18 protein-coding genes are annotated in these 16,418 nt (G+C 64.8%); 6 read left to right on the forward strand and 12 right to left on the reverse strand.

Annotation, left to right across the window (positions count from 1 at the left end; all coding sequences use genetic code 11):
* Nucleotide 1 precedes the first annotated feature (1 nt).
* From A9973_RS29860 to A9973_RS29870, 3 genes are all read right to left on the reverse strand, one after another.
* A complete protein-coding gene (locus A9973_RS29860) occupies nt 2–925 on the reverse strand; it encodes a glycosyltransferase family 2 protein (RefSeq protein WP_183017172.1) in 924 nt (307 codons plus the stop codon).
* Between the two features lie 165 nt (nt 926–1,090).
* Complete coding sequence (rfbB, locus tag A9973_RS29865) at nt 1,091–2,152, reverse strand: dTDP-glucose 4,6-dehydratase (RefSeq protein ID WP_183017173.1); 1,062 nt, start codon at nt 2,150–2,152, stop codon at nt 1,091–1,093.
* Between the two features lie 187 nt (nt 2,153–2,339).
* Nucleotides 2,340–2,900, reverse strand: coding sequence for a cob(I)yrinic acid a,c-diamide adenosyltransferase (locus tag A9973_RS29870; protein ID WP_183017174.1), 561 nt, complete (start codon nt 2,898–2,900; stop codon nt 2,340–2,342).
* A gap of 203 nt (nt 2,901–3,103) precedes the next feature.
* Between A9973_RS29870 and A9973_RS29875 the strand changes: the two genes are divergently transcribed.
* Nucleotides 3,104–3,412, forward strand: coding sequence for a copper-binding protein (locus A9973_RS29875; protein ID WP_006224837.1), 309 nt, complete (start codon nt 3,104–3,106; stop codon nt 3,410–3,412).
* Nucleotides 3,413–3,498: 86 nt separating this feature from the next.
* On the opposite strand, the gene hslU is transcribed toward A9973_RS29875, so the two are convergent.
* The 5 genes from hslU to A9973_RS29900 all read right to left on the reverse strand — a co-directional run bounded on the left by hslU (nt 3,499) and on the right by A9973_RS29900 (nt 8,101).
* Nucleotides 3,499–4,833, reverse strand: a complete 1,335-nt coding sequence (gene hslU, locus A9973_RS29880; RefSeq protein WP_183017175.1) for an ATP-dependent protease ATPase subunit HslU — start codon at nt 4,831–4,833, stop codon at nt 3,499–3,501.
* Nucleotides 4,834–4,915: 82 nt separating this feature from the next.
* Nucleotides 4,916–5,455 (reverse strand): ATP-dependent protease subunit HslV, encoded by a 540-nt coding sequence (hslV, locus tag A9973_RS29885; protein ID WP_171666964.1) that lies wholly within the window; start codon nt 5,453–5,455, stop codon nt 4,916–4,918.
* A gap of 140 nt (nt 5,456–5,595) precedes the next feature.
* Nucleotides 5,596–6,060 (reverse strand): RNA polymerase-binding protein DksA, encoded by a 465-nt coding sequence (gene dksA, locus A9973_RS29890; protein ID WP_006216410.1) that lies wholly within the window; start codon nt 6,058–6,060, stop codon nt 5,596–5,598.
* Between the two features lie 126 nt (nt 6,061–6,186).
* Nucleotides 6,187–7,311: a GTP-binding protein gene (locus tag A9973_RS29895; RefSeq protein WP_183017176.1), complete on the reverse strand. Its 1,125-nt coding sequence runs from the start codon at nt 7,309–7,311 to the stop codon at nt 6,187–6,189.
* Nucleotides 7,312–7,597: 286 nt separating this feature from the next.
* A complete protein-coding gene (locus tag A9973_RS29900; RefSeq protein ID WP_183017177.1) occupies nt 7,598–8,101 on the reverse strand; it encodes a Fur family transcriptional regulator in 504 nt (167 codons plus the stop codon).
* A gap of 343 nt (nt 8,102–8,444) precedes the next feature.
* On the opposite strand from A9973_RS29900, the gene A9973_RS29905 reads away from it, so the two are divergent.
* From A9973_RS29905 to A9973_RS29925, 5 genes are read left to right on the forward strand one after another with little or no spacing between them, the layout of a single operon-like run.
* Complete coding sequence (locus A9973_RS29905) at nt 8,445–9,167, forward strand: metal ABC transporter ATP-binding protein (RefSeq protein WP_183017196.1); 723 nt, start codon at nt 8,445–8,447, stop codon at nt 9,165–9,167.
* Nucleotides 9,164–10,039 carry a metal ABC transporter permease gene (locus tag A9973_RS29910; RefSeq protein WP_183017178.1) on the forward strand — a complete coding sequence of 292 codons (876 nt, stop codon included), beginning with the start codon at nt 9,164–9,166 and terminating at the stop codon, nt 10,037–10,039. Before A9973_RS29905 ends, A9973_RS29910 begins: the two co-directional genes overlap by 4 nt.
* Nucleotides 10,040–10,049: 10 nt before the next feature.
* Nucleotides 10,050–11,030, forward strand: a complete 981-nt coding sequence (locus tag A9973_RS29915) for a metal ABC transporter substrate-binding protein (RefSeq protein WP_183017179.1) — start codon at nt 10,050–10,052, stop codon at nt 11,028–11,030.
* Complete coding sequence (locus tag A9973_RS29920; protein ID WP_183017180.1) at nt 10,991–11,674, forward strand: DUF1007 family protein; 684 nt, start codon at nt 10,991–10,993, stop codon at nt 11,672–11,674. The genes A9973_RS29915 and A9973_RS29920 overlap by 40 nt, the downstream gene beginning before the upstream one ends.
* Nucleotides 11,675–11,706: 32 nt before the next feature.
* A complete protein-coding gene (locus A9973_RS29925) occupies nt 11,707–12,825 on the forward strand; it encodes a nickel/cobalt transporter (RefSeq protein ID WP_183017181.1) in 1,119 nt (372 codons plus the stop codon).
* A 4-nt stretch (nt 12,826–12,829) separates the two neighbouring features.
* Here A9973_RS29925 and xerC read toward each other — a convergent pair whose 3' ends face one another.
* The 4 genes from xerC to A9973_RS29945 are packed head-to-tail and all read right to left on the reverse strand — an operon-like array spanning nt 12,830 to nt 16,361.
* Nucleotides 12,830–13,819, reverse strand: coding sequence for a tyrosine recombinase XerC (gene xerC, locus A9973_RS29930; protein ID WP_304503385.1), 990 nt, complete (start codon nt 13,817–13,819; stop codon nt 12,830–12,832).
* An 18-nt stretch (nt 13,820–13,837) separates the two neighbouring features.
* Nucleotides 13,838–14,515: a DUF484 family protein gene (locus A9973_RS29935; RefSeq protein WP_183017182.1), complete on the reverse strand. Its 678-nt coding sequence runs from the start codon at nt 14,513–14,515 to the stop codon at nt 13,838–13,840.
* A 4-nt stretch (nt 14,516–14,519) separates the two neighbouring features.
* The gene (gene dapF / locus A9973_RS29940; RefSeq protein ID WP_183017183.1) at nt 14,520–15,431 is read right to left on the reverse strand and encodes a diaminopimelate epimerase; all 912 of its coding nucleotides are present in this window, start codon (nt 15,429–15,431) and stop codon (nt 14,520–14,522) included.
* A gap of 39 nt (nt 15,432–15,470) precedes the next feature.
* Nucleotides 15,471–16,361, reverse strand: a complete 891-nt coding sequence (locus A9973_RS29945; protein ID WP_183017184.1) for a lysophospholipid acyltransferase family protein — start codon at nt 16,359–16,361, stop codon at nt 15,471–15,473.
* Between the last annotated feature and the right edge of the window lie 57 nt (nt 16,362–16,418).

Genomic DNA, 16,418 nt, shown 5'->3' on the forward strand with positions numbered 1-16,418 from the left:
CTCAAAGCTTGTTGAATATGACAGCCAGGATCATGCCAATATTTCCTAAGGCTGTTTGGCGATAAATGCCCGTTGACCTGAATTTTTGAATCCGCTTCAGTAGGCTGCTTTCGCGCGCGCTACTGAATTGATCCAGCAGCTTGATATTCGAAGGCGTCATCTGCCCCCGCAATTGCACTAAGGCGTCTATGTTGCGCTCATTCCATTCTTTCAGATGGCCCCTGAAGAGCATGCGGATACGGGTCAACCTCGCCAGCAATCCACGGTTGGCGCCGATCAGATTGCTGGTGTGCTGCCGGTAACGCAGTGATGGCCGGGGGTCATATCGCACTTTGCCGCCACAGGCGGTCACGGCGAGATAAACCCACCAATCATGCGCTGCAACATCAACGAGCGGGCCTGCCTGCAGCAATAACCGACGAGCCGCGTCGTTGAAAACCATCGTATTGCCCCCGGCAATATTCTGAGCAAGAGAATTTTCAAACGCTGGCTGCCTTTCAAATAATGGAGAAAGACCGATGGGTTGGTTCGCTTCATTAACCAACTGTGTGCGCGTGCAATATAATGCCGGCGTATCCGAGGGAATGGTTTTTAACCATTCTATGGCGTACTGGAGCTTCTCGGCATGCCAGATATCATCCTGATCGGAAAAAGAATAATAATCAGCCTGTACTTGAATGTTGCAAGTCAGCGACATGAAATTTCCAACAAACCCACGCCGAGGCCCTTCATAGACGTTCAGTTTGTCAGCGCCCCACTTAAGGCGGTAATTGGCAAGCATCTCTCGAGTACTGTCGACGGATCCGTCATCGGACACGGCCAATACCCAGTCGGTGTGGGTTTGTGCCGCGAACGAATCCAATTGATCGGCCAAATATTTTTCGCCCTGGTAGGTACAGAGAAGGATGGCAATTCTTTCACTCACGACTGCTCGTATATATGGTTATCGGGCATTGGCTTGGCCCGTGGCGGTTGCGAGGGACGGCTACGTCATCGGAGGATGGTGGACGATCAGGGTCACCATGGCACGATATCAAGCGGTGTAAGCGGACGTATCGCCATCGTGCCAGCGCAGAATCCAGCGCCGCGCTTAGACCGTATATTGTTTGTTTACCCAGTCGCGATATGCGCCGCTGGTCACATTGGCTACCCATTGCTGGTTGTCCAAATACCAGAGAACCGTCTTTCTGATGCCGGTTTCAAACGTTTCCGATGGCGTCCAGCCCAATTCGCGTTGCAGACGAGTGGCATCAATCGCGTAGCGGCGATCATGTCCCGGGCGGTCTTGCACATAGGTAATTTGAGTAGTGTACGACTGACCATCCTTCCGCGGGCTGAGTTCATCCAGCAGTGTGCATAGGACGTGCACGACTTCAAGGTTGGTTTTCTCGTTCCAGCCGCCGACATTGTATGTCTCGCCGGTTTTTCCGGCTGCCAGTACGCGACGGATGGCCCGGCAATGATCGGCGACGTACAACCAGTCGCGGATCTGCTGACCATCTCCGTAAATCGGCAGGGACTTGCCGGCCAGCGCGTTGTGAATAACGAGGGGGATCAGTTTCTCAGGGAAATGATACGGTCCGTAGTTGTTCGAACAGTTGGTGGTCAGTACTGGAAGCCCGTAGGTGTGGTGGTAGGCGCGCACCAAATGATCGCTGGCGGCCTTGCTGGCCGAGTACGGGCTGTTCGGCTCATATTGGTTGGTCTCGCGAAACGCGGGGTCATCCTTTTCAAGCGAGCCATAGACCTCGTCGGTCGACACGTGCAATAAGCGAAAATCCCGCTTTTCCTGCTCGGGTAGCTCGGACCAGTACGCGCGCACCGCTTCCAGCAAATGGAAGGTGCCGACGATATTGGTCTGAATGAACTCGCCGGGGCCGTGGATCGATCGGTCGACGTGAGATTCTGCCGCGAAATTCACAACCGCGCGGGGCTTGTGCTTGGCCAGCAATGCTGTCATCAACGTGACATCGCTAATGTCGCCATGAACCAATTCATGGTTCGGGTTCCCGGCAAGCGATGCCAGATTTTCCGGATTGCCTGCATAGGTGAGCTTGTCGAGCGTAATGACCGGCTCGCTGCTTGAATCGAACCAGTCCAGAACAAAGTTCGAACCGATGAAGCCGGCTCCGCCGGTGACAATAATACTCATTCTTTATTGGGTCCTTGAGGTCTGAGCGTGGCGCGCAAACCCGCTCGATAACCCGTCATTATGCCGCAATTGTGCTTTTCTCACCTGAAAAATGAAACAAAATGTGGGCTGAAATAGGCGTGTTACAAGGACCGTGGCCGGCAAGTGTCAAGTTTCAAGCGGCATGCCTTGCAATTCATCTCACGAGTTACGTGGGCTTACGCGAATTTGGGCTCATCCAGAACACGTCGGTCATCCCCGTCGCGGTATTGATACAACGCGCCAGCACGAACATCAGATCGGACAGGCGGTTCAGGTATTGCCGGACCGGCGGGTTCACCGTGTCGGCCCTGGCCAGGGCGACCACCGCCCGTTCCGCCCGCCGGCACACCGTGCGCGCCACATGGGCCTGTGCCGCCGCGCGCGTGCCGCCGGGCAGGATGAATTCGCGCAAGGGGGCCAGCATCGCGTTGTAGTGCGCCAGCCGCGCGTCCAGGCGGGCGATCTGCGCGTCCGTCACGGCGGCATGGCCGGGAATGCAGAGCTCGGCACCCATGTCGAATAGATCATGCTGGATCGCCATCAGGTCCAGAGAAACTTCGGGCGGCAGGGACTCGGTCAGCAGCAGGCCGATGACGCTGTTCAGCTCGTCCACGTCGCCCAGCGCCGCGATGCGTGGGGCGTCCTTGGGGGTACGCGATCCGTCCCCCAGACCTGTAGTGCCGTCGTCTCCCGTGCGGGTGGCGATCACGGATAAGCGGTTGGCCATGGGAAAGCGTCCTGAATCGGAAAAGGGTAGTGGGGGTTTGCGTCCGGCGGTAAGCGGAGGCCCGGGCAGGCCGGCGGTTCGCAATCAACTGTCAGGATTGTTGCGTCATGCCGCCGGAACTGTTTCATAACGGCGGTATCCTAGCACTGTGGAAAGCAAGAAGGGCCCGGCCCTGGCTTTCGCTGTCAATGGAGGACGCCCGTATGGCTTTTGACCGCAAATATGCAATGCCCATGGCTATCGCTACCGCGATGGCTGTCGTGACCCTGGCCACGCCCTTGGCGTTCGCCCAAACCGCCGACGCAAGCGGCGAGGTTCGCCGTGTGGATCCGGCCGCGGGCAAGGTCACGATCAAGCACGACGAGATCAAGGCCTTGGACCTGCCGGCCATGACGCTGGTCTATGAGGCGGATCCGCCGGCCCTGCTGTCCAAGATCAAGGCGGGCGACAAGGTCCGCTTCACCGCCACCCGCAAGGACGGCAAGTATGTCGTGACGGCGATCACGAACTGACGCCGCGCCATGGAAAACGCCGTTTACCGCAAGGTTGCGATAAACGGCGTTGATCAGCAGGGAGCGCGCCAGGCGCGCCGCCCGCCTTACAGCACGTAGCGCGCCAGGTCCTGGCTGCTGGCGGCTTCCGCCAACTGCGAGTTGACGTAGGCGGCGTCGATCTTCACGTGCTTGTCCTGGCTGGAGGTGGCGTCGAACGACAGCTCGTCCAACAGCTTTTCCATCACCGTGTACAGGCGGCGAGCACCAATGTTCTCGGTGGTCTCGTTCACGGCGAAGGCCAGTTCGGCCAGGCGGCGTACGCCCTCGTCCGTGAATTCCAGTTGCACGTCTTCGGTGGCCATCAGCGCGGTGTACTGCTTGGTCAGCGAGGCGTCCGTGTCGGACAGGATGCGCACGAAGTCCTCGGCGGTCAGCGATTCCAGTTCGACGCGGATCGGGAAACGGCCTTGCAGCTCGGGGATCAGGTCCGACGGGCGGGCCAGGTGGAACGCGCCCGACGCGATGAACAGGATGTGGTCGGTGCGGACCATGCCGTAGCGCGTGTTGACGGTGGTGCCTTCCACCAGCGGCAGCAGGTCGCGCTGCACGCCCTGGCGCGACACGTCGGCGCCGCCGGATTCCTGGCGGGCGGCGATCTTGTCGATTTCGTCCAGGAAGACGATGCCGTTCTGCTCGACGTTGTTGATGGCGACCGTGCGCAGGTCTTCTTCATTGACGCGCTTGGCGGCTTCCTCGTCGACGATCAGCTTGAAGGCTTCACGCACCTTCATCTTCTTGGGCTTTTTCTTGTCGCGGGCCATGCCGGCGAACATGCCGCGCAGCTGCTCGGCCATTTCTTCCATGCCGGGGGGCGTCATGACGTCCATCTGCGGCGCGGCCTGGGCCACTTCGATCTCGATCTCAAGATCGTCGATCTTGCCTTCGCGCAGGCGCTTCCTGAAGGTCTGGCGGGCGCTGTTGTCTTCGCCGCGTTCCGGCTCGCCAGAGGCACCGCGGGCGGGCGGGACCAGGGCGTCCAGAATGCGGTCTTCGGCGGCGTCTTCGGCCTGGGTGCGCACGCGGCGCATTTCCAGTTCACGCGTTTGCTTGATCGAGTATTCGGTCAGGTCGCGGATGATGGTGTCGACGTCGCGGCCCACATAGCCCACTTCCGTGAACTTGGTGGCTTCGATCTTGATGAAGGGCGCGTTGGCCAGCTTGGCCAGGCGGCGGGCGATTTCGGTCTTGCCCACGCCGGTGGGGCCGATCATCAGGATGTTCTTGGGGTGGATCTCGTGGCGCAGGGGCTCGGCGACCTGCTGGCGGCGCCAGCGGTTGCGCAGAGCGACCGCCACCGCGCGCTTGGCGCGGTTCTGGCCGACGATGTATTTGTCGAGTTCGGAGACGATCTCTCCGGGCGTCATGTTGGATGCGGACATGAGGGCGAATCCTTGAAGCTAGAGCGGGCTGGGGAAGCGGCCGCGGCGCGAGGGGCGTGCCCCGCGCGCCGCGTGTCGGGCGTCAGTCGCCCAGCGTTTCGATGACGTGGTTCTGGTTGGTGTAGATGCAGAGGTCGCCGGCGATTTCCAGCGATTGCTTGACGACAACCTCGGGCGACAGCTCGGTGTTGCGCAACAGCGCCAGCGCGGCTGACTGGGCATACGCGCCGCCGGAGCCGATGGCGGCCAGGCCGTGTTCGGGTTCCAGCACGTCGCCGTTGCCGGTCAGCACCAGCGTGTGCTCGGTGTCGGCCACGATCAGCATGGCTTCCAGCCGGCGCAGGACGCGGTCGGTGCGCCAGTCGCGGGTCAGTTCGACCGCGGCGCGCATCAGGTTGCCCTGGTGCTTTTCCAGCTTGGCTTCGAAACGTTCCTGCAACGTGAATGCGTCGGCGGTGGCGCCGGCGAAACCGGCCAGGATCTTGTCGTGGTACAGGCGGCGGATCTTGCGGGCCGTGCCCTTGACGACGATGTTGCCCAGGGTGACCTGGCCATCGCCGCCGAGCGCGACGCGGTTGCCGCGGCGCACACACACGATAGTGGTGGCGTGAAATTGTTCCATGCGTTCCTTCCTTTGAAAGAACTAGCTGGGGGCGGTCGACCGGAAATCAAGGCTGAAAGGGGCATCCTTTCGGCCAATAAAAAAGGCTATGCCGGAAACCAGCATAGCCTTTCAGGGCGTGGCGTGAATGTCGGGACGGATCAGTCGCCGTACAGCTTTTGGCGCATTTCACGGCGTTCCTGCGCTTCCAGCGACAGGGTGGCCGTGGGGCGGGCCAACAGGCGGGGTACGCCGATCGGTTCGCCGGTTTCTTCACACCAGCCGTATTCGCCGCTGTCGATGCGGGCGATGGACTGTTGCACCTTCTTCAGCAGCTTGCGCTCGCGGTCGCGGGTACGCAGCTCCAGGGCGTGTTCTTCCTCGATGGTGGCGCGGTCGGCGGGATCGGGCACGAACTGCGTTTCGCGCAGGTGCTCAGTGGTCTCGCCGGCGTTGGCCAGGATGTCCTGTTCGAGTTGTTTGAGCCGTTCCTTGAAGAAAGCCAGCTGGCGTTCGTTCATATAGTCGGACTCGGGCATGGCCAGCAATTCCTTCTCGCTGGGCAGATCAATCGCCGTATCGCTCGTCGACTTGCTTGATTTTTTGGTTGCTGCCTTGGTAGCCATGAAAACACTCCACTATGAATCGATCCTGGCGCGGGCGTCCTTTCCCGGTCCGTGTTGCTTGCTGCTTACGCTATTGGTACCTCACAGTACTGCCTTCGTCGCATCGCGTCACGTCAGGAAGGGGGATTACCCCGCCAGGCACTGCTCCAAGCCCCGGGTGAAAATCTCCTGGGGCAGCTTACGTCCGATGAATACCATCTTGGTGGACGGTTTTTCGGCCGCGGTCCACGGCTTGCCGGGTTCGGCGCCCATCATCATGTGCACACCCTGGAACAACATGCGGCGGTTGATGCCCTTCATGTACAGGATGCCCTTGTAACGCATCAGGTCGGGACCATAGACCTGCACCACGCCGCCCAGGAATTCCTCAAGGCGCGCGGGATCGAACGGCTTATTGGAACGGAACACGAACGCGCCGATTTCGTCGTCGTGCTGGTGGTGGTGATGATGGTGGGCATGATCGCAATGCGCCCCGCAATCGCCTTCGTGCTCATGGTCATGATCGTGGTCATGGCCGTGATCGTGCCCGTGGTCATGACCATGGTCGTGGCTGTGGGCGGCGTCGGGGTGTTCATCGGCCAGGAATTCCGGGTCGATGTCCAGAATGGAGTTCAGGTTGAAGCCGCTGATGTCGATGATGGACTTCAGGTCGACTTCGCCGAAGTTGACTGGCGTGATCGGCGCGCGCGGATTCATGTGAACCAGGCGGTGGCGCAGCGCTTCGTAGTCGACTTCGTTGACCAGGTCGCGCTTCGAGATCAGGATGCGGTCGGCGAAACCGACCTGCTTCTGGGCTTCGGGTTGCGCGTCGAGCGTGGCCATGCCGTGCTTGGCATCGACCACGGTCACCACCGCGTCCAGGCGGTAGTACTCGGCGATGTCGTCATCCATGAAGAACGTCTGGCAAACGGGGCCGGGGTTGGCCATGCCGGTCGTTTCGAGGATGACGCGTTCGAAAGTCAGTTCGCCGGCTTCGCGCTTGGCGCGCAGCTCGGACAGGGTGCGCATCAGGTCGCCACGGACCGTGCAGCAGACGCAGCCGTTGGACAGCTCGATGATTTCTTCATCGCTGTCTTGCACGAGCAGGTCGTTGTCGATGCTTTCCGGTCCGAATTCGTTTTCGATGACGGCGACGCGGCGGCCATGGAATTCGGTCAGGATGCGTTTGAGCAGGGTGGTCTTGCCCGCACCGAGAAAGCCGGTGAGGATGGTGACGGGTACCATTTTGTCCAAACTGCGCGGGGTGTTCATGGCGAAGCTGCTAGCGTGAGGTCAAGGCTGAAGTCTAGGCATTCAACACACGGCCTGGCAGGGGATTTTCCCGTGCAGGATGAGGTTTGCCACAGGCTGCGAAGGCCGCCAACAGCGGCCGGACGCAGGATTACAGCACAGTCGGGGGCAGGGGGCAAACCCCGGGTCAACCCAGGGGCTGAAGCCGTCTGAATCGCGGCTGTACGCCGTCAAGTATCGGGCGATATCACTATTTTGGGGCAGTTTGCCGGATTTCAAGGGCGGGAGACGCCCCGGGTGCTGACGCTTAGTGGTGATGGTGGTGAGGGCCGGCGTCGGCGGGCTGCTTTTTCTGGCATTGGGGACACAACGCCCGGATCTCGGTCTCGTGGGTGGCCAGCGCATAGCCGGTCTGGGCGACGCGTTCGGCCAGTTGACGGCTCATGGCCGGATCGGACACTTCCGCCACCGCGCCGCAACCCGTGCAGACGACCAGCAGGTCGTGGGGCGCGCCGCCGGCGTCATGACAGGCGCTCCAGGCGTTGACGGCGTCCAGCCGATGGATCAGGCCTTCGTCCATCAGAAAATCCAGGGCCCGGTACACGGTGGGGGGCGCGGCGCCGGGATGCACTTCGCGCATGGCGTCCAGCAATTCGTAGGCCTTCAAGCTGCGGCCGTGACGCAACAACAGTTCCAGCACCTTGCGGCGGATGGGCGTGAGGCGGCGTCCACGTTGCTCGCACAGCGTCTCGGCGACGCTGAGCTGGGCGCCGACGGTGTCGCTGCGGGGGGATCGGGGCGGAGCGGGCATGGCTGGGCTTTACCTGAATGAGGAACGCGCGTGACGCGCGCGAGATGCCTGGAAGGTAGCAGAAAACACCAATATGCGGGCGACGGGGACGGGTTCAAGCCTTATTGGTTATGATATAACATCATAAAATCGTGTCGCACCGCAATTTCGCCGCCCTTCAGACCGTCCGCGTTCCCATGTCTCATTTCTCGCTTCTGCCTCAGCGGCCTGGCGCCGCACCCCGGCAACGCGCCATTCCCCGTTCCGCATTCCTGGTTTCCGCCTGGCGCCGCATGGCGGCGGCAGCGGTTGCCGCCGCGGCGCTATGGGCCCTGACCGGCTGGGCGCTGGATTGGTGGCCGCGGTGAGCGTGGCGCCCGTGACCATCGAGCTGGACGACGCGTCGTTCGGCTGGCACGGCCACCCGGCGCTGAAATCGGTGTCGGGCCGGTTCGCCGCCGGCGGCATGACGGCCGTGGTGGGCCCCAACGGGGCCGGGAAGTCGACATTGATCAAGGGAATCATGGGCGTGTTGCGCCCCATGACCGGCAAGGTGCGCATCAGCGGCAACGGGCGGTCCGAGCTGGCCTGGCTGCCGCAGGCGGCCGAGTTGGATCGGTCGTTCCCCGTGACGGTGCTGGACTTGGTGGCGATGGGGGCGTGGCGCCGCGTCGGCGGATGGCGCCGGTATGGCCGCGGTGAGCTCGACCACTGCATGGACGCGCTGGAGACGGTGGGTCTGGCCGATGCCGCCGGACGCGGGATCGATACGCTGTCGGGCGGTCAGATGCAGCGCACGCTGTTTGCGCGGATGCTGGTGCAGGACGCGCCGGTGCTGCTGCTGGACGAACCGTTCGCGGCGGTGGACAGCCACACCACCGACGACCTGATGGCCTTGCTGTGCGGGCTGCACGGGCAGGGCCGGACCGTGATCGCCGTCCTGCACGACCTGGATCTGGTGCGCGACCACTTCCCGCAGAGCCTGCTGCTGTGCGGCTCGGTCGTGGCCTGGGGCGCTACCGAAGATACCTTGAACGACGCGCATCTTAAGACGGCGCGCCAATGGCACGCGAGGGCCTACCTATGAGTCTGGCGCAATGGCTGGTGTCGCCTTTCCTGGATTACGGATTCATGCGGCGCGCGTTGGCGGGCGCCAGCGCACTGTCGCTGGGCGCCGCGCCGCTGGGCGTGTTCCTGGTGTTGCGGCGCATGAGCCTGATGGGCGACGCCATGTCGCATGCCATCCTGCCGGGAGTCGCGGCCGGTTTCCTGCTGTCGGGCCTGTCGCTGGGCGCGATGATGCTGGGCGGCATCGCCACCGGCCTGGCCGTGGCCTTGCTGGCGGGGCTGGTGGCGCGGCTGACGCCGCTGCGCGAAGACGCCAGCTTCGCGGCCTTCTATCTGATATCGCTGGGGTTGGGCGTGCTGCTGGTGTCGTTGCGCGGCTCCAATATGGATCTGCTGCATGTGCTGTTCGGCACGGTGCTGGGCCTGGATGATGCGGCGCTGCTGCTGGTGACCATCACGGCCAGCGTGACGCTGCTGGTGCTGGCGGCGATCTACCGCCTGTTGGTGGCCGAATGCCTGGACCCGGGCTTCCTGCGCGCCAGCGGCGGCGGGGGCGGCTGGGTCCACATGGGCTTCCTGGTGCTGGTCGTCGTCAACCTGGTGGCGGGCTTCCAGGTGCTGGGCACCCTGATGGTCGTCGGGATCATGATGCTGCCCGCCGCCGCCGCCCGCTTCTGGGCGCGTTCTGCCGCCTGGCAGATTCCGCTGGCCGCGGCGTTCGGCGTGCTGGCCTCGGCCAGCGGCCTGCTGGTGTCCTACCACTACGACGTGCCCGCCTCGCCCTCGATCATCCTGGCCGCGGGCGCCTGTTACCTGTTTTCCATCGTCGGCGGCCCGCATGGCGGGCTGCTGCGGGCGCCGCGCCGCGTGGCCCGGGCCAGACTTCACTAGGAGATTCGCTATGCGTTCCATTCTGCCGGCGCGCCGCCGCGCGCTGTTGGCCGCGGCCGGGTTGTGCCTGTCGGCCGTTTTCGGCGCGGCGCATGCCGCCGAGCCGTTGAAGGCCGTGGCCAGCTTTTCCATCCTGGGCGACATCGTGCGCGAAGTGGGTGGCTCGGACGTGAGCCTGACGACACTGGTGGGGCCCGACGGCGATGCGCATGAATACGAGCCCACCCCCGGCGACGCGAAGAAGCTGTCCGCCGCGCGGGTGCTGTTCGTGAACGGCCTGGATTTCGAGACCTGGCTGCCCAAGCTGACGAAGGCCTCGGGCTTCGCGGGCCAGACTGTGGTGGCCTCGCAGGGCGTGACGCCGCGCAAGTTCGCCGGGCACGGCGATGCGGGCAAGCACGACGACCATGACCATGACCACGATCACGGCCACGACCACAAGGACGGTCACCATCATCATGGCGACGCCGACCCGCACGCCTGGCAGAATCTGGCCAATGGCGTGATCTATGCGCGCAACGTCGCCGAAGGCCTGGCTGGCGCCGACCCCGCCCGTGCCGACAACTACCGCCAGCGCGCGACCGCCTATATCGCCAAGCTGCAAGCGCTGGACGCCAATGCGAAGAAGATGTTCGCAGCCATTCCCGCCGAGCGCCGCAAAGTCGTGACCTCGCATGATGCTTTCGGCTATTTCGGCGATGCCTACGGCGTGACGTTCATTTCGGCGATGGGGGTGTCGACGGATGCCGAGCCGTCGGCCGGCGAAGTCGCCGCCATCATCGAACAGGTCAAGCGTGAACGCGTGCCGGCCGTCTTCGTCGAGAACATCACCAGCCCCAAGCTCGTGCAGCAGATCGCGCGCGAGACCGGCGCCAAGGTGGGTGGTACGCTTTATTCCGATGCACTGTCCAAGCCCGGACAGCCGGGCGCCACCTATCTGGAAATGTTTGAATGGAACGTACGTCAGCTTGCCGCGGCCTTGCAACCCTGAGCGCCGCGACGGCCTTGCTGGCGGCGGGCGCCGCCAGCGCGCATCCGCACATGTGGATCGACGCGCGCGCGGCGATCGATATCGACGCGCAGCACCGCATGACGGCGGTGCGCCAGGTCTGGTTGTTCGACGAGATGTTCGGCGCCTACGCCACGCAGGGATTGAAGACGGGCAAGGACGGTTCCTTGCCCGCCGCCACCCTGAAGGGCATGGCCGACGACTGGATGAAGGCGCTGGGCGAGCCGATCTCGCACTACTTCACCCGGGTCACCGTGGATGGCAAGACGGTGGCGTTCGCCGCCCCGCGCGATGCGCGCGTGGACTGGAACCCGAAGACCAAGCGGTTGACGCTGTCGTTCACCTTGCCGTTGGCCGCGCCGGTGGTGCCGGGCGCGGAGGGCGCGCAGGTCGATATCTACGACCCGACGTACTTCGTCGCATACGCCTTCGACGAGAAGGGCGCGGTGGCGCTGGGCGGCCCGGACGCCGCGGCCTGCTCGTCCCATTACCGCAAGCCCAAGGAACTGGATTGGAAGACCATGCAGCAACTGGCCGCGATCCCGGCCGACCCGGACGCGTTGCCCGACGAACTCTTCGCGATCACCAAGGGGCTGACGCACCGCATCGAGGTGCGCTGCCCGTAGCACGGCCCGTAGCGCAGCCCCAGCGTGGCGCCATGGCGGCCGCGCGGCTGATCGCCGCCGCGTTGCTGCTGGGCGGCATGGGCGTGGCGGCAGCACAGGGCGCGCATCCCTTTGGCGTGCCCGAAAGCGGCGCGGGGATGGGCGGGCCGGGATGGCTGGCCAGCTTCTTCGGCCAGGTGTCGGTCTGGCAAAGCCATTTCTACCGCCAGCTCACGGGCGCGGTTCGCGCCTGGCAGGCGGAGGGCGGCGCGGCCTGGGCGCTGATCGGCCTGTCCTTCGCGTATGGCGTGTTCCACGCGCTGGGCCCCGGACATGGCAAAGCGGTGATTTCCTCCTATGTGCTGGCCAACCGGCAGACGGCCCGCAACGGCGCGCTGCTGGCGTTGGCGTCGGCGTTGATCCAGGCGCTGGTGGCGATCGCGATGGTGGCGGTGCTGGCGGTCGTGTTCAACGCCACCGCGGCGACGATGAATCAGGCGACGCGCTGGCTGGAGCTGGCGTCCTACGCGCTGGTGACGCTGCTGGGCGCGTGGCTGGTTTGGATCAAGGCGATACGGCCGTTGTGGCGGCACCGGCGCGAACGGGCGGCGGCAATGCCCGCCGACGGTCCGGCGGCGACGTCCCGTTTGACGGGGGCCGCGGCCTTGCGCGCCATTGTTGTGCGCGCGCCTCCCCCGAATATGCCTCCTCCCAATGCGCCTGCGCCGCCCGCGCATGCTGATGTCCACGATCACCATCACCATCACCATCACCACCGCCACGACGACGACTGCGGTTGCGGCCATGCGCATGTGCCGGCGCCCGATCAGGTCGCGGGCCCGATGAACTGGCGCCGCGCCGGATCGGCGATCCTGGCGGTCGGGTTGCGGCCCTGCAGCGGCGCGCTGATCGTGCTGGTGTTCGCCTTGTCGCAAGGCTTCTTCCTGGCCGGCGTGGCGTCCGCGCTGGCGATGGGCCTGGGCACGGGCCTGACGGTGGCGGCGCTGGCCTGCCTGGCCGTTGCGGCCGGCGGCGCGGCCACGCGCATTGGCCGCCGTTTGTCCAGCGCGGGCGCGGCGCGTTTACGCTATGGCGTGGAAGCGCTGGCGGCGTTGGCGGTGCTGTTGCTGGGCGTCATGCTGCTGGGCGGCATGGTGGCCGGGGGCGGCTAGCCGTTCAGGATTTGCGCCCGGCGCGCGGGTGCGCCTGGTCGTAGGCCTTGGCCAAATGCTGGAAATCCAACCGTGTGTAGACCTGGGTGGTCGAGATGTTGGCGTGGCCCAGCATCTCTTGCACGGCTCGCAGGTCCTGGGCCGATTGCAGCACGTGGCTGGCGAAGCTGTGGCGCAGCACGTGCGGATGCACATGCGTGGGCAGCCCGGCCTGTTGCGCGATCTGCGCCAATTGCAGTTGCACCACGCGCGGGGAAATGCGCTTGCCGCGCGCGCCCAGGAACAGGGCCGCGGCATCTTCCGGAGACGGCGCGGGCGGCGCCAGCCTTGGCCGCACGGCAATCCATTTCTGCAAGGCATCGATGGCAGTCTGGCCGACCGGTACCGAGCGGCGTTTGCCGCCTTTGCCCAGCACTTCGACTTCGGCTTCGTCCAGCTTCAGCCAGCCGCGCGACTCATATCCGTCCGCGCGCGTGTAGCGCAGGTCCAGGCCTACCAGTTCAGACAGCCGCAGGCCGCTGGAATAGAGCAGTTCAAGCATGGCCTGGTCGCGTAGCGCGGCGGGCTCGTTGGCGACCTTTGCGGGCGCGCGGTCCAGCAGCGCCTGGGTCTGCTCCACGGACAGGGCCTTGGGCAGGCCGCGCGGCGCTTTGGGCGCGCGCACGCCGGCCACGGGGTTGCCGGCGAGTTCGATTGACGGCGCCCACCATTGGTAGAAGCCGCGCCAGGCTGCCAGCGTGCGGGCCAGGCTGCGCGGGCCGCGGCCCTGGGCATGCAGGCGCGCGACGAACTGGCGGATGTGGCCGTTGGCGATCTTGTCCAGCGGCAGCCGGGCCTTGTCGGCGAGTTCGCGCAGGAAGTGCAGCTCGCGCCGGTAGCCGTTCAGCGTATGCGGCGAATAGCGGCGGTTGGTTTCCAGATGGCGCAGCCAGGCGCGCATCGGGTCAGGCAGCGGCGCGGCGTCTTGCTGGGTGCTGTCCGGTGCCTGGTCCATGTCTGCCCTTGCGTTGCGCTACGCCTTCGGCGAAGCGGGATTCAAGCGATGTAGCGCCGCCGAAGCCAGTTGGCCGATGGATTCCAGGAATGCCGTGCCGATTTCGGGGTTGAAGCGCTCGGGGTCGTCGGAACCCAGCACCAGCAGGCCGACGGCGGCGCCATCGGCTTCCAGGCGCAGCGGCACCAGCGCCAGCGACTTCGGCGGGCTGTCCAGCCAGCCGGCGGCTTCGAAAGCGGTATCGGTGCCGCAATATGGCGTCTTCAGGCTGTCGGTGAACGCGCGCACGTCTTGCGAGACGGGTTCGCCGTAACCGGTAGGGGGCAGTTCGGACAGGTCCCACAGGCGCAGCGCCACGTGGTTGAGCTCGAACTGTTCCGCCAGCCCCAGGGCGATTTCGCCCGGCACGCGCTGCGCATCGTTTTCAGACAGCAGGCGGCTGCACCACTTGGCGACATGCGTGCCGATGCTTTCGTTGGCGGTGGCATTGCGCACGAGTTCGTTCAGGCGCCATTCCAGTTCGCGGTTGCGTTCGCGCAGCGTCAGGATCTGGCGTTCGCCCAGCGAAATCGCGCGCGAACCATGCGGATGCGGCACTTGCAGGGTGGCGAAGACGTCAGCGTGTTCGTCGAAGAAGCCGGGGTGCTCTTGCAGGAAGGCGGCGATGTCCTGGGCGGTGAATGCGGTATCAGTCATAGGGTCAGCGGTTCAGCGCCATGGAGAAGACGAGCTTGTCGATGTCGACCTGCCCCGTGAAGACGGATTCGGCCGGGCCGGTCATGCGCAGCTGGTCGCCGTTCCAGGCGATGGTGAGCACGCCGCCGCGGGTTTGCACGCGCACGGGCGATTCGAGCAGGCCGCGACGGATGCCGGCTGCGACGGCGGCGCAGGCGCCGGTGCCGCAAGCCAGGGTTTCGCCCGCGCCGCGCTCAAACACGCGCAGGCGGATGTTGTGGCGGTCGACCACTTGCATGAAGCCCGCGTTGACCCGGCGCGCAAAGCGCGGATGGGTTTCGATCAGCGGGCCCTGCACGGCGACGGGGGCGGTATCGACGTTGTCGACCACCTGCACGGCGTGCGGGTTGGAGACGGCCACGGCCGACAGCAGCACCTTGGCCGGCACGCCGGCAGGCGTGTCCAGTTCCAGTTCCCAGAGGGTGTCTTCGCCTTGGCGTTGCGAGGTCAGGCCGGCGGTATCGAAGGGCAAGGCGGGAGGATCGAAGCGGGTGCTGCCCATTTCGACCGTGACTTGCTCGTCGTCGCCCTCGTCCAGGACGAGGATGCCGGTGGCGATTTCGGCGCGCAGGGGATTGCGGTCGGACAGGCCTTGCTCGTGCACGAAACGCACGAAGCAGCGCGCGCCGTTGCCGCAGTGTTCGACTTCGCTGCCGTCGGAATTGAAAATGCGATAGCGGAAATCAGCGTCCGGGCGGGTGGCGCGTTCGACCAGCAGGATCTGGTCGGCGCCAATGCCGAAGTGCCGGTCGCCCAAGGCGCGCGCCCGTTCGGGCGTCATGTCGATGGTCTGGCGGACCCCGTCGAGCACGACAAAGTCGTTGCCCGCGCCATGCATTTTGGTGAAGTTCCAGTTCATCCCGGGATTATCGCCCATTATTTGGGCGGCCGGCGGCCGGCGGCCAAGCGCCAGGCCTCAATAGAGTTTGGGTTCGCCCGGGGGACGGGTCTTGAAGCGGCGGTGCACCCAGTAGTACTGGCTGGGGCAGCGGCGCACCCAGGATTCCAGCTCGCGGTTCAGACGCGCTGTGGCGTCTTCCAGCGACGCATCGCCCGGGAAGTTCTCAAGCGGTGGCAAGACATCGATATGGTAGCGGCCGGTCTCCGGATTCCAGAACCCCACGATGGGCAGCACGGCGGCGTCCCATTTCTGGGCGAGCTGGGCGGTGGCCAGCAGCGTGGCTGCCTGCACGCCGAAGAACGGCACGAACACCGAACCCTGGCGGCCGAAGTCCATGTCGGGCAGGTAATACACCGGGCGGGGCGCGCGCAGATGGCGGATCAGGTCGCGCACGCCGTCCTTGCGGCTGACCAGGAACACTTCGTTGAAACGGGCGCGTCCGGCCGCCATGACGGCATCAATGTGCGGGTCGCTTTGCGGGGTGTACATGGAGGCGGAGCTGGGCACTTCCATGGTCAGGCGTGTGCCGGCGGCGTCCATCGCGATGAAGTGCGGCGCCAGCAGAATCACCCGGCGGCCCTCGGCGATCAGCGCATTGATGCGGTCGGCTCCAGTCTGCGTGACCATGTCCTTGACGGCCTCGGGGGTGCCGTACCAGAGCACGCCCCGGTCGACGATGGATTGCGCCAGCGCGCGGAAATGGTCCGCTACCCATTTCTCACGCACGGATTCGGGCTGATCGGGAAAGCAGAGCTCTAGATTGCGGCGCACGATGCGCGCGCGGGACTTGGCCAGCCGCGGGGCAAGCCACCCCAGGACGGCGCCGATGCGCAGACGCGTCGACGGCTTGATGCGGCCGAACCATTTCAACAGAGTGACCAGCGTGCGTGCTTTTGAATTGTTCATCGTGTGGGGAAAAAGACGGGGCGGCGGTGGCGTCAGGGGGGCGGGGGCGGTGAAGCC

Origin of the sequence: Achromobacter sp. UMC46 (assembly GCF_014170335.1) — a bacterium.
GTDB lineage: Bacteria > Pseudomonadota > Gammaproteobacteria > Burkholderiales > Burkholderiaceae_B > Achromobacter.

Excerpts from the sequence above, each read along its gene's own strand:
- A9973_RS29945 (WP_183017184.1), bottom strand. The coding sequence starts at position 16,361 with ATGAACAATTCAAAAGCACGCACGCTGGTCACTCTGTTGAAATGGTTC.
- A9973_RS29935 (WP_183017182.1), bottom strand. The coding sequence starts at position 14,515 with ATGACTGATACCGCATTCACCGCCCAGGACATCGCCGCCTTCCTGCAA.
- A9973_RS29870 (WP_183017174.1), bottom strand. The coding sequence starts at position 2,900 with ATGGCCAACCGCTTATCCGTGATCGCCACCCGCACGGGAGACGACGGC.
- hslU (WP_183017175.1), bottom strand. The coding sequence starts at position 4,833 with ATGTCCGCATCCAACATGACGCCCGGAGAGATCGTCTCCGAACTCGAC.
- rfbB (WP_183017173.1), bottom strand. The coding sequence starts at position 2,152 with ATGAGTATTATTGTCACCGGCGGAGCCGGCTTCATCGGTTCGAACTTT.
- A9973_RS29900 (WP_183017177.1), bottom strand. The coding sequence starts at position 8,101 with ATGCCCGCTCCGCCCCGATCCCCCCGCAGCGACACCGTCGGCGCCCAG.
- A9973_RS29920 (WP_183017180.1), top strand. The coding sequence starts at position 10,991 with ATGGAACGTACGTCAGCTTGCCGCGGCCTTGCAACCCTGAGCGCCGCG.
- A9973_RS29910 (WP_183017178.1), top strand. The coding sequence starts at position 9,164 with ATGAGTCTGGCGCAATGGCTGGTGTCGCCTTTCCTGGATTACGGATTC.
- A9973_RS29915 (WP_183017179.1), top strand. The coding sequence starts at position 10,050 with ATGCGTTCCATTCTGCCGGCGCGCCGCCGCGCGCTGTTGGCCGCGGCC.
- A9973_RS29925 (WP_183017181.1), top strand. The coding sequence starts at position 11,707 with ATGGCGGCCGCGCGGCTGATCGCCGCCGCGTTGCTGCTGGGCGGCATG.
- A9973_RS29895 (WP_183017176.1), bottom strand. The coding sequence starts at position 7,311 with ATGAACACCCCGCGCAGTTTGGACAAAATGGTACCCGTCACCATCCTC.
- dksA (WP_006216410.1), bottom strand. The coding sequence starts at position 6,060 with ATGGCTACCAAGGCAGCAACCAAAAAATCAAGCAAGTCGACGAGCGAT.
- xerC (WP_304503385.1), bottom strand. The coding sequence starts at position 13,819 with ATGGACCAGGCACCGGACAGCACCCAGCAAGACGCCGCGCCGCTGCCT.
- A9973_RS29875 (WP_006224837.1), top strand. The coding sequence starts at position 3,104 with ATGGCTTTTGACCGCAAATATGCAATGCCCATGGCTATCGCTACCGCG.
- hslV (WP_171666964.1), bottom strand. The coding sequence starts at position 5,455 with ATGGAACAATTTCACGCCACCACTATCGTGTGTGTGCGCCGCGGCAAC.
- dapF (WP_183017183.1), bottom strand. The coding sequence starts at position 15,431 with ATGGGCGATAATCCCGGGATGAACTGGAACTTCACCAAAATGCATGGC.